Source organism: Methylobrevis albus (assembly GCF_015904235.1).
Classification (GTDB): Bacteria; Pseudomonadota; Alphaproteobacteria; order Rhizobiales; family Pleomorphomonadaceae; genus Methylobrevis_A; species Methylobrevis_A albus.
The window spans coordinates 116,368-129,757 of record NZ_JADZLT010000040.1 but is presented as its reverse complement, the minus strand read 5'-3'; the positions used below and the strand labels follow the sequence as shown (position 1 = coordinate 129,757).

The following is a 13,390-nucleotide window of genomic DNA, read 5'->3' as shown; positions in this document are numbered from 1 at the left end:
CCTTCGGCCGATTTGGTTAACGCAGGTCGCCAGGGACCGTGCGTCGTCACCGGCAAGACGCGCAGGCGTTACCCCGGCGCACTGCCGGGCGACGTCAGTCCGCCGCCTCGGCCGTCTCCGCCCCCTGCCCGATCACCGCGAGGGCCGCCCGCGCCGCCGCCCGCCCGCTCTCATGCGCGCCGTGCGCGGTCGAGAACGCCGTCGCCGAAACGGCCTCGCCGGCGAGGAACAGCCGGTCGTGCACCGGCGTGGCGAGATCCGCCCGCCGGTCGGCCGCGCCCGGCAGCGCGCAGGAATAGGCGCCGCGGATGTCGGGATCGGAAAACCAGTGGGTCGTCGTCGCCTTGACGATGCGGTCCCGGATCGACGAGCCGAAGGCGTCGACGAGGCCGCCGAAGGCGAAATCCACCATCGCCGCCTCCCCGGCCCGCTCCAGCTCGCGCGCATGACCGCCGCCGAGCTGGCCGACGGCCATCGGCCGGCCGAACGGGTTGATCGTGAAGTTGATCGGCCGCCGACCAGGGGTCTCGGGATCGAAGGTGTCGATGTAGGTCGTCTCCGGCACGTCCGCGACCGGCCGGTCGAACAGGAACGCCACCTTCTCGGCGACGCCGAGCGGACAGGCAGCGATCGCCGCCTCGGTCGCGGCCGGCAGCGCCGGCGTGAAGCGGATCGCGCCGGCGGCGAGCACGCTGGTCGACACCGTGACGATCACCGCCCGCGCCGTCACCTCGCCCGCCGCCGTGGTGAGCCGGATCGCCATGCCGCCGGTGTCGATCGCCGTCACCGGACACGACAGCGTCAGCGGCACGCCGGCACCGTGCGAGACGACGAGGGCGCCGTAGCCGTCGACGACCGGATAGTTCTCGCCGGTGTCGGCATAGCGGGCGAGGTCGAGCACCGAGATCTCGTGCGGATCGAGCGACGAGAGCAGCCGCATCCAGTGGTCGACCAGCGGATACCAGCGCCCGGCCGTGTCGACGATCTCCGTCACCGCGACGTCGCGGCCTTCCATACCGGCGTCGTGCGCGGCGGCAAATGCGGCGTCGAGCGCGTCCATCGCCTCGTCCCGCACGGCAGGATCGGCGCGCTGGCCCGACAGGAACAGCCAGCGCGAGCGGCGCGAGGTGCGCTGCTCATAGGCGCGGCCGAGCTCGTCGGCGATCGAGCGGTAGGGGTTCACCGAGGCCGAATGCAGCCAGTGGCAACCGCGGTCGAACGGCAGGCCGAAGCTGGTGCTCTCGGTGAACGCCCGCCCACCCGGCCGATCCTTCGCCTCGAACACCCGCACCCGGACCCCGGCGTCCGCGAGCAGCCGCCCGGCGGAGAGGCCGGCGGCGCCGGCGCCGACGATCGCGACATCGAGATCGGTGAGGGTCATGGCCTTGCTCCTGCGGCGTCTGTTGTGGCGCCCTCGCCGCTGCGCTCATAGACGACGAGGCGCGCCGCGGCGCTGTCGCGCGGCCCTTGCGGGATCGGCTCGCTTGAGACGGCATGCCAGACGGCAGGGTCGATCTCCGGAAACGTCGTGTCGCCGTCCGGCGCCGCGGCGACGTGGGTGACATAGAGCCGGCCCGCCCGGCCGATCAGGGCGCGGTAGAGCGCGCCGCCGCCGATCACCATCACCTCCGCCGCGCCGTCAGCTCCTGCCGCCGCAATCCCGGCGGCGAGCGCCGCCTCCGCCGACCGCACCACGGTGACGCCGTCCGGCGCAAACTCCGGATCGCTGGTGACGACGATGTTGGCGCGCCCGTCGAGCGGCCGGCCGATCGACTGGAACGTCCGCCGCCCCATCAGCACCGGCTTGCCCATGGTGATCTGGCGGAAGCGTTTCAGGTCGGAGGAAAGGTGCCACGGCATGCCGCCGTCGTGGCCGATGACGCCGTTCTCGGCGACGGCGACGATCATCGCGACGGCTGTCATGCCGACGCCGCCAGCGCCGCGAGCGCATCGCCGCTCACCCGGGCCGGCAGCCAGGCGCGCTTGATCTCGGCGCCCTGCGCCTCATAGAAGCGGATCGACGGCTCGTTCCAGTCGAGCACCTGCCAGTCGAGCCGCCCGAGCCCTTCCTCGACGCAGCGCCGCGCCAGCCGCGCGAGCAGCGCCTTGCCGATGCCGTGGCCGCGCATCTCCGGCCGCACGAACAGGTCTTCCAGATAGATGCCGTGCCGGCCGACGAAGGTGGAGAAATTGTAGAACCAGAGCGCCAGGCCCGCCGGCGCGCCGTCCCATTCGGCGATGTCGCAGAAGACCCGCGGCGCCGGGCCGAACAGCGCCGCGGCGAAATCCGCCGGCGTCGCCACCGCCTCGTGGTCGAGGCTCTCATAGGCCGCGAGTTCGCGCACCAGATCGGCGACGAGGGCGGCGTCGGCGGACACCGCCGGGCGGATGACGAGGGTCATGGCGAGGATTCCGGGGCGCCGCGGTTCAGACGGCGACCGCCGCCTTGATGTGCGGGTGCGGCGCGTAGCCGGTGAGCTGGAAATGCTCGAAGCGGAAATCTTCCAGCCGGCGCACCGACGGATCGAGCGTCATCGTCGGCAGCGGCTTCAGCGCCCGCGAGAGCTGCAGTTCGGCCTGCTCGACATGGTTCGAATAGAGGTGCGCGTCGCCGAGCGTGAGCACGAAGTCGCCGGGCTCGAGGCCGGTCACCTGCGCCATCATCAGCGTCAGCAGCGCATAGGAGGCGATGTTGAACGGCACGCCGAGGAAGATGTCGCCCGAGCGCTGGTAGAGCTGGCACGACAGCCGGCCGGCCGAAACGTCAAACTGGAACAGGCAGTGGCACGGCGGCAGCGCCATCTTCGGCACGTCGGCCGGGTTCCAGGCGCTCACCACCAGCCGGCGCGAATCCGGATTGCGGCGGATCTCCGCCTCGACCCAGGCGATCTGGTCGAAGGTGCCGCCGTCGGCCATCGGCCAGGAGCGCCACTGGTGGCCGTAGACCGGGCCGAGGTCGCCGTTCTCGTCGGCCCACTCGTCCCAGATCGAAACGCCGTTCTCGTTGAGATAGCGGATGTTGGTCTCGCCGCGCAGGAACCACAGCAGCTCGTGCACGATCGACTTGATGTGCAGCTTCTTGGTCGTGACGAGCGGAAACCCCTCGGCGAGGTCAAAGCGCATCTGGTGGCCGAACACCGAGCGCGTGCCCGTCCCGGTGCGGTCGGTCTTCACGGTGCCTTCGGCGAGCACGCGCTCGAGCAGGTCGTGATACTGGCGCATGGGCGGAACTCCGAAAGGCGGACGCGTGTCCGAGGACTCATCGCGCCGCTGGCAAGATGAGGCAAGTCCGGATTCCGGTCACGCACCGGATTCTCGCCCTCAGCCCCCCGGCGGCGGGCCGACGTTGGTCGGCGCCGGCAGCGGCGCGAGGCCGATGCCGGCCGGCGGGGCGGGCACGTTGACGCCCGGCAGGTTCGGATCGCCGACGCGCGGCGCCCCCAGTCGGCGGCGGATCTCGTCGGCGAACTGCTGCCGGTCGAGCGCCGGGTCGGCGGGCACGGCGGAATCGCGCTGGCGCGCGGCCTCCGCCTCACGCCGCGCCCGTTCCTCTTCGGCCGCGCGTTCCTGCGCCGCCTGTTCCGCGGCCGCCCGCGCCGCGGCCTCCTCCTCGGCGCGTCGTGCCGCCGCCTCGGCGTCGAGCCGGGCGAGCTCCGCGTCCTGCGAGATCCGCTTCAGCTGGCGGCTGAACCATTCGCGCTCGAGGATGTCGGCCTGCATTTCCTCGACCCGCGCCACCTCGCGCTCGAAGGCGCGCAGCGTCAGGAAGGCGGTGAAGGCGGTGACGTCGATCCGGCGCTCCGGCTCGGCGAGCGGCCCGTCGAACAGGATGCCGACCTGCGCCTGCGCGCCCGACACCGCATCGGCGCCGGGGTCGACCGCGAAGCTCCAGTCGCTGGTGAGCCGCGCGGCAGCAAGGTCGATGCTCGCCGCCCCGACGGTCGCCGCCCCGCGCGCCGCAACCGAGATCCGCGGCGCCCGCAGCGTGCCGCCGGCGATCGTGAAGGCGCCGTCGATGCTCTGGAAGGCGAGGTCGCCGGCGTCGACGCGGGCGGCGAAGGCTGCGGCGATCTCCGCGTCGGTAAGTTCGAGGCCGGCGTCCGCGGCGCGGATCACCTGGGAAAACGCCGCCGGGTTGAACGAGCGCAGCACGCCGTCGCCGACCCGGAACGTGCCGCCGCCGCCGAGCCCGGAAACGACGCCGGCCAGCGTCCGGCCGCTACCTTCCGCCTCGAACGACAGGTCGAGCGCGCCGGTCGCGACCGCCCGCCCGCCGCGGCGCCAGACGATCTCGTCGAGCGCCGCACCCGCGAGGCTGCCCGTGCCTTTCAGCCGGACGGTGCCGTCGGCGCCGCGCGCGATGCCGATCGAGCCGCCGGCCCGGCCACCGCGCCAGCCCCCCGCGATGTCGTCGAGGGCAAAGCCGCTCGCCGCATTGCGCAGGCGCAGCGTCGCGCCGTCGAGGGTGAGCCCGTCGGCGATCTCCAGCGCTGCGCTGCGCAGCGCGATGTCGCCGTCGATGCCCTCCAGCAGGCCGGCGCCGAACGGGATCTCCGACCAGCTCTCTCCCGCCTCCACCGGCGGCTCCAGCACGCCGCTGCCGAGGCTGAGTTCGAGCAGGCCCTCGAGCGACAGCGCGCCGAGGTCGAGTTCGCCGGTCACCACCGGCCGCGCCGGCGCGCGGTCCAGCGTCAGGGCACCGGCCGTTGTGGTGCCGACGACGCGGCCGTCGATCCCGGTCGCCGCCAGCCGGCTGCCGTCGAGTTCCACTGTGGCGGTGAGATTGGCCGGCAGCGACCGGGTCAGGCTCGCAAAGCGCGGCCCGGCGAGCGCGAGGATCGGCCCGGCGTCATCGCTTTCGAAGCTGAGCGCGAGACGGCCCGACGGCCCGGCCTCGGGCAGCGCCAGCCGGCCGGTCGCCGAGGCCGCCGTCGCGCCGAGGCGGGCGGAGAGGTCGAGGTCAAGCCCGTCCTGCGGCTCGCCCTCGAAGGTGAGCCGCGCCGAGCCGGCCCCCGCGCTGCCGTCGTCGGCGACGTCGAAGCCGAGCTGGCGCATCATCCGGGCACCGTTCGGCCCCTCGATCGCGGCGCTGACATTGAGACGCGCGGCGCGCCAGTCGTCGACGCGGCCGTCGAAGCCGACGTCGGCGGTGACGCGGGTCGCGCCCGCCGTGCCGTCGATGCGCATGTCGAGCGCGGTGGCCCCGCCCCGCGCCCGGGCGCGGATGCTGCCCGAAACGTCGACCGGGGCGAGCACGGGTGCCGCGGTTGCAAAGAAGTCTGCGGCCGGGCTGTCCGGCAGCACGGCGCGGAGCAGCGTCGCGACGCCGCCGAGCCGGTCGCCGGTGAGGCGCGCCTCGATGTCGCCGTCCGGCGCCGTCGCAAGGTCGGCGATCCGGCCGGAGGCGGAGAGCGCGGCGCCGCCGACATCGGCGAGCCGCAGCCGCTCGATCTGCATCGACCCGCCGTCGAGCACCGCGTCGACGTCGACGCCGCCGACGGCGAGCGCCCCGACGTCGAGCCTTGCGGCGCCGAGCTTCAGCGCGATGCGGCTTTCCTTCAGCGTCGCCGCCGGATCGCGGCCGGCGACGATGCCTGCGATCGCGCGCACCGCGTCGTAGTTCAGGACGTCGGCGCCGAGATCGACGGCGATCTCGCGCTTCTCGCCCGCGGCGGCCGGCGGGCGCCAGCGCACCTGGCCGCGCAGCCGCGTCTCGCCGGCCGTCGCGTCGATGTCGCGGAGCAGCGCGCCGCTCGCGCCGACGTCGAGCCAGGCGCTGGCGCTGAACGCGTCGATGCGGCCGCTGCCGGCGTCGGGCTGCCACCAGCCGATCAGCGTCGAGGGCTGCTCAGAGCGCAGCGTCACCGTGCCGGTGAAGCGGGGGGCGGCGCCGGAAAGGTCGATGTCGCCGGCCGCGGCGAAGCTGCTGCGGCCCGGCAGCCGCGCGTCGAACTGCTCGATCGACCAGCCGTTCTCGGCGGTCTCGACGTCGAAGCGCACCTCCTGGATCACGTTGCCGCCGACGACGAAGCCCGGGCTGTCGAAGCCGAGCCGGCCGGGCAGCGGCGGCTTGGGCAGCGCCGCGAGCGTTGCCCCCAGCGCCGCGATGGCGTCTTGCGCCGCGACGGGCGCCTGCGCCCCGCCGCCCAGCGCCCGGTCGATATCGACTTGCCGCGACGACAGCACCGCGTCGAAGAACGGCTCGTCGGCGAAGGTGACGTTGGCCGCCCCCGTCACCACGATCGGCCGGTCCTCCGGGCCGTAGCGGAACTCGCCCTCCTTCAGCAGCAGCCGCAGCGGGTCGAGCTCGAACTTCGCCGAGACATGCATCGGCGCCGGCGGTTCGCCGTCGCCCGCCCCCTGCGCCGGGACGACGCGGCGCAGCGCCAGCGTGCCGGCATAGGTCGGCCGGCCGTCCTTGCCGGCCACGATGCCGTCGACGGCGATCGACAGCGGCCGGTTCACCGGCAGCATCTCGGCGGTGACCCTGAGGCGGCCTTCCGCGTCGGGCTCGCCGGTCGCCGCCTGGATCCGCGCCGGCACGTCGCCGAACATCGCGGTGCCGTCGACCTTGTAGGGGCCGGCGAGGCTGCGTGCGTCGACATGGGCGTCGATGCCGGAGACGACATAGACGTCGCCGCGCCGCTCGTCGGACACGACGACGCGGCCACCGCGGATCTCGACCTTTTCGAGCACGACCTTCTTCGGATCGACGCTGCGGCCGACGTCGGTGGAGAGCCAGGCGAAGTCGCCGTCCTCGGTGAGGCGCGCGTTGACGACCGGCTCGTCGAGCGTCATGTCGAGCACGCGGATCTCGCCGCTCATCAGCGGGAACAGCTCGACGCGCACGGCGAAGCGGCCGACGGTCATCAGCGGTTCGTCGCCGTCGCCGCCGACGCGCACGTCGGTGAAGGTGAGCGAGGGCACGGGCAGCAGTTGCGCGTCGGCGCTGCCGGCGACCTCGACCGGATGGCCGAGAATCGCTTCGGCCTGCTCCTCGAAGCTCGAGCGGAAGGCGTTCCAGTCGACGAACTGCGGCCCGACCAGCGCCGTCAGCAACGCCAGCACGATCGCGACACCGATACCGAAGTAAAGCTGATTCAGGATCCCGCCTCCATCCGCGGTTGCCGGGCGCGGTCGCCGGTTCCGGGGCCTGCCGCGGCCGCCGTACCTTGCGACCGTTGCACCGGCCCGCTCAGCCGGGCAACTTGCCCGGGTTCATGATGCCATCCGGATCGAGCGCCCGCTTGATCTGCCGCATCACCCCGAGCGCCGCGCCATGCTCGGCCTCGAGGTACTTGAGCTTCGCCTGGCCGACGCCGTGTTCCCCAGATGCCGTGCCGCCCATCGCGATCGCCCGTCGTGCCAGCCGCTCGATGAAGGCGTCGGCGCGGGCGTTCTCGTCCCGGTCGCCCGGATCGGTCAGCACCTGCATGTGGAAGTTTCCGTCGCCGACGTGCCCGACGAGCGGCGCCACGATCTTGGCGGAAACCATGTCACGCACCGTCTCGCCGACGCAAGCCGCAAGCGCCGAGATCGGCACGCAGACGTCGGTCGCCGAGACCCGTGCGCCGGGCCGGAGCGCCAGCGTCGCCCAGTAGACGTCGTGCCGCGCCTGCCACAACCGGCTGCGCTCCTCAGGCTTCGTCGCCCAGGCGAACGGTCCGCCGCCGAATTCGGCGGCGATCGCACCGAAATTCTCCGCCTGCTCGGCGACGCCGGCCTTGGAGCCGTGGAATTCGACAAACAGCGTCGGCGTCTCGGCGAGGTCGAGCTTCGAATAGGCGTTGACCGCCTTGACCTGCAGCGCGTCGAGCAGCTCGATCCGCGCCACCGGAATGCCGCTCTGGATCGTCAGGATCACCGCCCGGCAGGCATCCTCCACGGACGCGAACGGGCAGACGCCGCCGGCGATTTCTTCCGGGATGCCGTAGAGCTTGAGCGTCAACTCGGTGATGACGCCGAGCGTGCCTTCCGCGCCGACGAAGAGCCGGGTGAGATCGTAGCCGGTGGAGGATTTTCGCGCGCGGCTGCCGGTGCGGATCACCTCGCCGGACGCGAGCACCACCTCGAGCGCCAGCACGTTGTCCTTCATCGTGCCGTAGCGCACGGCATTGGTGCCCGACGCCCGCGTCGCGGCCATGCCGCCGAGGCTGGCGTCGGCGCCGGGATCGATCGGGAAAAAGAGGCCCGTGTCGCGCAGCTGCAGGTTCAGCGCCTTGCGCGTGATCCCCGGTCCCACGACGCAGTCGAGATCGTCGGCGTGCACCGCGACCAGCCGGTCCATGCGCGAAAGATCGAGCGACACCCCGCCGAACGGCGCGTTGACGTGCCCCTCCAGCGACGTCCCCGTGCCGAAGGGAATCACCGGCAGGCCGGCAGCGGCCGAGGTCCGCACCACGGCGACGACATCCTCGGTGCTCTCGGCGAACACCACCGCATCCGGCGGCTGGTTCGCCTGCCGCGACATCGTGTGCCCGTGCTGCTCGCGCAGCGCCTGCGCCCGGCTGAACCGCGCACCGAAGCGACCGGCGAGTTCGCCGAGGGCCGCCTCGCGGCGGTCGGCGGACCCTATGCTCCTGACGCTGCCCGACTCCATTCCCGGCTCCCTGCCTCGACGCCTCTCGGGGCGAACCTAGCAAATGGACGCCGGCCTGTCGTCGGCCGGGCGGCCGCAGGAGATCGGGACGATCGCTGATATCCCGGGGCTGGACGCCTTCGCGTTCCGGTTTCATCCTGCGATGCAAGCGGCCGGAAGGGGCGAGGCAGCAGCATGACCGGAAGTGGACGACCGGGGGGCGTTGGGGTGCGCGCGACATGGGCGGCGTTGGCCGTCGCAGTTGCCACCATGGCCTTTGCCGTGATCGCGACTGCCGCCGCCGCGGCCCCGCCGCTCTGGAAGGTCCAGAGCGGACAGCGGACGATCTACCTGTTCGGCACCATCGACCTGCTTCCGCCCGGCACCGACTGGGGCTTTCCAGAATTGACCGCTGCGTTGAGCGACAGCCAGATGCTGCTGATGGTGGATGATCCCAATAAGGAAAGTCCGAAGTACGAGTCTTACCTGTACACACACCTATCCGGCGAGATGCTCAGCGACATGCTCCATCCGTTGGATTTCGTGAAACTCCAGTTCATTGCGGAACATCTCGGATACCGGATGCCTGCCCTTAATCGCGTCCGTCCGTGGTTCGCTGGCGAGCTCGTCAAATCCGCTGCGATCGAGAAAGCCGGATTTGAGTGGGCTGCGAATCCTCAATCGCCTGATCGCGAAGGCCGAATGCCGACGGATGGGTTCGAGAATTACATTGAAGTCATCGAGGCCTTCGCGGCAATGCCGCGCGCCGGAGAGATCGAGATCCTCAGCCGTGTGATCAGGAACCTGACCAAATCCGTCGAGTCCCATCGCGAATTTGCAGGCGCCTGGCTCGAAGGCGACGAGATCGGCCTCGAAAGGAGCAATGCGACGGAGCGGGGCTTCTTCGGGCCGGTCGGCTGGGACGTGATGGTCGCCCGGCGGAGTGCGACGTGGGCCCGCCGACTGGTCGCGATCCTGCGGGGTGACGGCGCATTCGATCGGGTCTTCGTTGCCGTGCCGAGCCGGCACCTCTTCGGCGCGGATGGCATCAAGGCGCGGCTGGCGGCCGCCGGTTTCGCGGTGGAGCGCGTGCCGGAAACCGCTGCGAGGTGACAAGCGGCGGCGGCCGGCCGATCCGGCTGCGACGTGGCATGACGCCGGGGGCTCGACAGGATCGCCGCGGCGATGCACGTTGCCGTTGCAGCGCCCGCCGGCCGTCGCGGTTGCGCGGGGCGGAGCGCATGTCCGACGTGACGAACCCTTCCCAGTCTTCGCCCACCCTGTCTTCGTCTTCCCCGGGCCGCCCTGCCCGGCGGTCGCTCCGCACGGCGGCCGTGGCGCTGGCCGCCTCCGCCTTCGCGGCGCTCGCCGCCCCCGCCGCCGCCGAGCCGGCGCTTTGGAAAGTCGAGAGCGAGCATGCGCGGGTCTATCTCTTCGGCACGATGCACGCGCTGCCGCCGGAGGCGGACTGGCGCAGTCCGGCGATCGACGCCGCATTCGCCGAAAGCGAGAGCATCATCTTCGAGATCGACATCGGCCGCGACAGCGGGGTCACGGCGATGGCCTTCCACGGCACCAGCCCGGACCTGCCGCTGAGCCGCCGCCTCAACCCGGACGACCTGCGCCGCGTGCAGAAGGCCGCCGCCGACTGGGGCGTCGACTTCACCACCCTCGAGCCGCTGCGGCCCTGGCTTGCGGCCTTCACCCTGTACAATGCGGCGTTTGCCAAGGCGGGGTTCGACGCCGGCCGCGGCGTCGAGATCCAGCTCCTGCGGGAAGCGGCCCAAAGCTTCATGCCGCGCTCCGGGCTCGAGACCGCGAAGGACCAGTTCGGCATCTTCGGCAACCTCGATGCGGAGACCGAGCTCGGCCTGCTGATGGGCACGCTGGAGCAGATCGGCGACACCGAGGCGGTGCTGGGCCGGATGCTGGACCAGTGGCTCGCCGGCGACGTGGCGGGCATCGAGCAGACGGTCGTCAACGAACTGAAAGACGAAAGCGAGGAAGCCTACGAGGTGCTGCTGCCGCGCCGCAACCGGGTCTGGATCGACCGCCTCGTCCGTATTCTCGAGGGCGAGGAGGACGAGGTCGTGTTCGTCGCCGTCGGCGCGGCTCACCTCGTCGGTCCGGACAGCGTGCAGGCGATGCTCGGCGCCGCCGGCTATGCCACCGAACGGGTGAACGCCCCCGCGGCGGCAGCCCCGGATCCCTCCGCCGGCCCTTGAGCGTACACCGCGGCCGACCGCCTCCCTTCGGCCCTCATGTTGCTCTATTGTTCGGCCATGTCGAATCATCCGATCCCGCGCGCGGACGACCGCGCGACCGCCGACGCCGCCCCGTTCGAGGACCACGGCGCCGCGCCGCCGCGCGCCGGCGGCATCGCCGCGCGCGCCATGGGCGCCGCGCGCCCCGCGAGCTACCTCGACAACCTCAATCCCGAGCAGCGCGACGCGATCCTCACGATCGACGGGCCGCTCCTGGTGCTCGCCGGCGCCGGCACCGGCAAGACGCGGGTGCTGACGACCCGCATCGCCCACATCCTCGCCACCGGCCGCGCCTTCCCCTCGCAGATCCTCGCCGTCACCTTCACCAACCGGGCGGCGCGCGAGATGAAGGAGCGCATCGGCCACCTCGTCGGCGGCGCCGTCGAGGGCATGCCTTGGCTCGGCACCTTCCACTCGATCGGCGTCAAGATCCTGCGCCGCCATGCCGAGCTCGTCGGCCTGCGCTCGGATTTCTCGATCCTCGACACCGACGACCAGATCCGCCTGATGAAGCAGTTGATCCAGGCCGAGGGTATCGACGAGAAGCGCTGGCCGGCGCGCCAGTTCGCCGGCCTCGTCGACAGCTGGAAGAACCGCGGCCTCGGCCCGAAGGACATCGGCGAGGGCGAGGCGCGCTCGTTCGGCAACGGCCTCGGCCGCAAGCTCTACGCCGACTATCAGGACCGGCTGAAGGTGCTGAACGCCACCGACTTCGGCGACCTTTTGATGGAAACGCTGCGGCTCTTCTGCGAGAACCCCGACGTGCTCGCCGACTATCACCGCCGCTTCCGCTTCGTGCTCGTCGACGAGTATCAGGACACCAACGTCGTCCAGTACCTCTGGCTGCGGCTGCTGGCGCAGGGCTCGAAGAACATCTGCTGCGTCGGCGACGACGACCAGTCGATCTACGGCTGGCGCGGCGCGGAAGTCGACAACATCCTGCGCTTCGAGAAGGATTTTCCCGGCGCCAAGGTGATCCGGCTCGAGCGCAACTACCGCTCCACCGCCCACATCCTCGCTTCCGCCTCCCACCTCATCGCCCACAACGAGGCGCGGCTCGGCAAGACGCTGTTCACCGAGAACGAGGACCCCGAGGCCGAGAAGGTCTGCGTCGCCGCCGCCTGGGATTCCGAGGAGGAAGCCCGCTCGATCGGCGACGAGATCGAGCGGCTGCAGCGCGGCGGCCACAGCCTCAACCAGATCGCGATCCTGGTGCGCGCCTCGTTCCAGATGCGCGAGTTCGAAGACCGCTTCGTCACGCTCGGCGTGCCCTACCGCGTCGTCGGCGGCCCGCGCTTCTACGAGCGGCTCGAGATCCGCGACGCCCTCGCCTATTTCCGCATCGTCGCCCAGCCGGCCGACGACCTCGCCTTCGAGCGCATCGTCAACACGCCGCGCCGCGGCCTCGGCGACGCGTCGATCCAGATCCTGCACGCCTATGGCCGCGCCAACCGCGTGCCGCTCACCGCCGCCGCCGGTCACCTCGTCGAGACCGAGGAGCTGAAGGGCAAGGCCCGCACCGCGCTGCGCGACCTGATGCAGAGCTTCGCGCGCTGGCGCGAGCAACTCGAGCACCTGCCGCACACCGAGCTCGCCGAGATCATCCTCGAGGAGAGCGGCTACACCGAGATGTGGCAGAAGGACCGCTCGGCCGAGGCGCCGGGGCGGCTGGAAAACCTGAAGGAGCTGATCCGCTCCATGCAGGACTTCGAATCGCTCGCCGGCTTCCTCGAGCACATCTCGCTGGTGATGGACCGCGACCAGGATGCCTCCGCCGACGCCGTCTCGATCATGACGCTGCATTCGGCGAAGGGGCTGGAGTTCGACACCGTGTTCCTGCCCGGCTGGGAAGAGGGCCTCTTCCCGCACCAGCGCGCCCTCGACGAGAACGGCCGCGCCGGGCTCGAGGAGGAGCGCCGCCTCGCCTATGTCGGGATCACGCGCGCGAAACACCGTGCCAAGATCTGGTTCGCCTCCAACCGCCGCATCCACGGCAGCTGGCAGTCGTCGATCCCCTCGCGCTTCCTCGACGAACTGCCCGACGCCCACGTCGAGGTGGTCGAGCAGCAGAACCGCTACGGCGGCTACGGCCTCGACACCGTCGGCGCCTATGGCGCCAGCCGCTTCGACAACCGCGGCAGCTTCAACTCGACCTACGAGACCCCCGGCTGGCAGCGCGCCCGCGCCAACAAGGCCGCCGGCACCACGGGCTTTGCCACCCCCGGCGGCGAGCGCCCGCGCATCCGCCAGATCGAAGGCGAACTGATCGCCCGCAGCGTCGTCGGCGGCGACCCCCGCTTCACAGTGGGCGCCCGCGTCTTCCACCAGAAGTTCGGCAACGGCACGGTGTCGTCCGTCGACGGCAACAAGCTGACGGTGGATTTTGACCGCGCGGGGCAGAAGCGGGTGGTGGATAGTTTCGTGACGGCGCTGTGAGGGGGCGGTTACGTTCGGACATCGAAGACGCTGAACTGTACGTTCAACCGGGGCTCCTACAGCCCTCACCATAGTCGGATACAAAGCCGAATAGCCGCAATCTCTGGTAATA

At 71.3% G+C, this 13,390-nt stretch carries 9 protein-coding genes; 3 read left to right on the top strand and 6 right to left on the bottom strand.

Translation table 11 applies throughout. The annotated features are described in order from the left end of the window. Positions 1–94: 94 nt before the first annotated feature. The 6 genes from I5731_RS02675 to I5731_RS02650 all read right to left on the bottom strand — a co-directional run bounded on the left by I5731_RS02675 (position 95) and on the right by I5731_RS02650 (position 8,599). Positions 95–1,381, bottom strand: a complete 1,287-nt coding sequence (locus I5731_RS02675; RefSeq protein ID WP_197309818.1) for a flavin monoamine oxidase family protein — start codon at positions 1,379–1,381, stop codon at positions 95–97. Next, positions 1,378–1,923: a dihydrofolate reductase gene (locus I5731_RS02670; RefSeq protein ID WP_197309817.1), complete on the bottom strand. Its 546-nt coding sequence runs from the start codon at positions 1,921–1,923 to the stop codon at positions 1,378–1,380. The genes I5731_RS02675 and I5731_RS02670 overlap by 4 nt, the downstream gene beginning before the upstream one ends. Then, positions 1,920–2,402, bottom strand: a complete 483-nt coding sequence (locus tag I5731_RS02665) for a GNAT family N-acetyltransferase (RefSeq protein ID WP_197309816.1) — start codon at positions 2,400–2,402, stop codon at positions 1,920–1,922. Before I5731_RS02665 ends, I5731_RS02670 begins: the two co-directional genes overlap by 4 nt. Positions 2,403–2,427: 25 nt before the next feature. Continuing rightward, the gene (locus I5731_RS02660) at positions 2,428–3,222 is read right to left on the bottom strand and encodes a thymidylate synthase (protein WP_197309815.1); all 795 of its coding nucleotides are present in this window, start codon (positions 3,220–3,222) and stop codon (positions 2,428–2,430) included. 99 nt (positions 3,223–3,321) lie between these two features. Then, entirely contained in the window at positions 3,322–7,068 is a 3,747-nt protein-coding gene (locus I5731_RS02655) for an AsmA family protein (protein ID WP_197309814.1), read from the bottom strand. A gap of 127 nt (positions 7,069–7,195) precedes the next feature. Continuing rightward, positions 7,196–8,599, bottom strand: coding sequence for an FAD-binding oxidoreductase (locus I5731_RS02650; RefSeq protein WP_197309813.1), 1,404 nt, complete (start codon positions 8,597–8,599; stop codon positions 7,196–7,198). A 249-nt stretch (positions 8,600–8,848) separates the two neighbouring features. Between I5731_RS02650 and I5731_RS02645 the strand changes: the two genes are divergently transcribed. From I5731_RS02645 to I5731_RS02635, 3 genes are all read left to right on the top strand, one after another. Further along, complete coding sequence (locus tag I5731_RS02645; RefSeq protein ID WP_197309812.1) at positions 8,849–9,691, top strand: TraB/GumN family protein; 843 nt, start codon at positions 8,849–8,851, stop codon at positions 9,689–9,691. Between the two features lie 221 nt (positions 9,692–9,912). Continuing rightward, positions 9,913–10,803 (top strand): TraB/GumN family protein, encoded by an 891-nt coding sequence (locus I5731_RS02640; protein ID WP_197309811.1) that lies wholly within the window; start codon positions 9,913–9,915, stop codon positions 10,801–10,803. Positions 10,804–10,860: 57 nt separating this feature from the next. Next, positions 10,861–13,278 (top strand): UvrD-helicase domain-containing protein, encoded by a 2,418-nt coding sequence (locus I5731_RS02635; RefSeq protein ID WP_197309810.1) that lies wholly within the window; start codon positions 10,861–10,863, stop codon positions 13,276–13,278. The last annotated feature ends 112 nt before the right edge of the window (positions 13,279–13,390 follow it).

Bases quoted from the DNA above. Each gene is read 5' to 3' on its own strand.
- I5731_RS02670 (WP_197309817.1), bottom strand. From the start codon at position 1,923: ATGACAGCCGTCGCGATGATCGTCGCCGTCGCCGAGAACGGCGTCATC.
- I5731_RS02665 (WP_197309816.1), bottom strand. From the start codon at position 2,402: ATGACCCTCGTCATCCGCCCGGCGGTGTCCGCCGACGCCGCCCTCGTC.
- I5731_RS02650 (WP_197309813.1), bottom strand. From the start codon at position 8,599: ATGGAGTCGGGCAGCGTCAGGAGCATAGGGTCCGCCGACCGCCGCGAG.
- I5731_RS02635 (WP_197309810.1), top strand. From the start codon at position 10,861: ATGTCGAATCATCCGATCCCGCGCGCGGACGACCGCGCGACCGCCGAC.
- I5731_RS02660 (WP_197309815.1), bottom strand. From the start codon at position 3,222: ATGCGCCAGTATCACGACCTGCTCGAGCGCGTGCTCGCCGAAGGCACC.
- I5731_RS02645 (WP_197309812.1), top strand. From the start codon at position 8,849: ATGGCCTTTGCCGTGATCGCGACTGCCGCCGCCGCGGCCCCGCCGCTC.
- I5731_RS02675 (WP_197309818.1), bottom strand. From the start codon at position 1,381: ATGACCCTCACCGATCTCGATGTCGCGATCGTCGGCGCCGGCGCCGCC.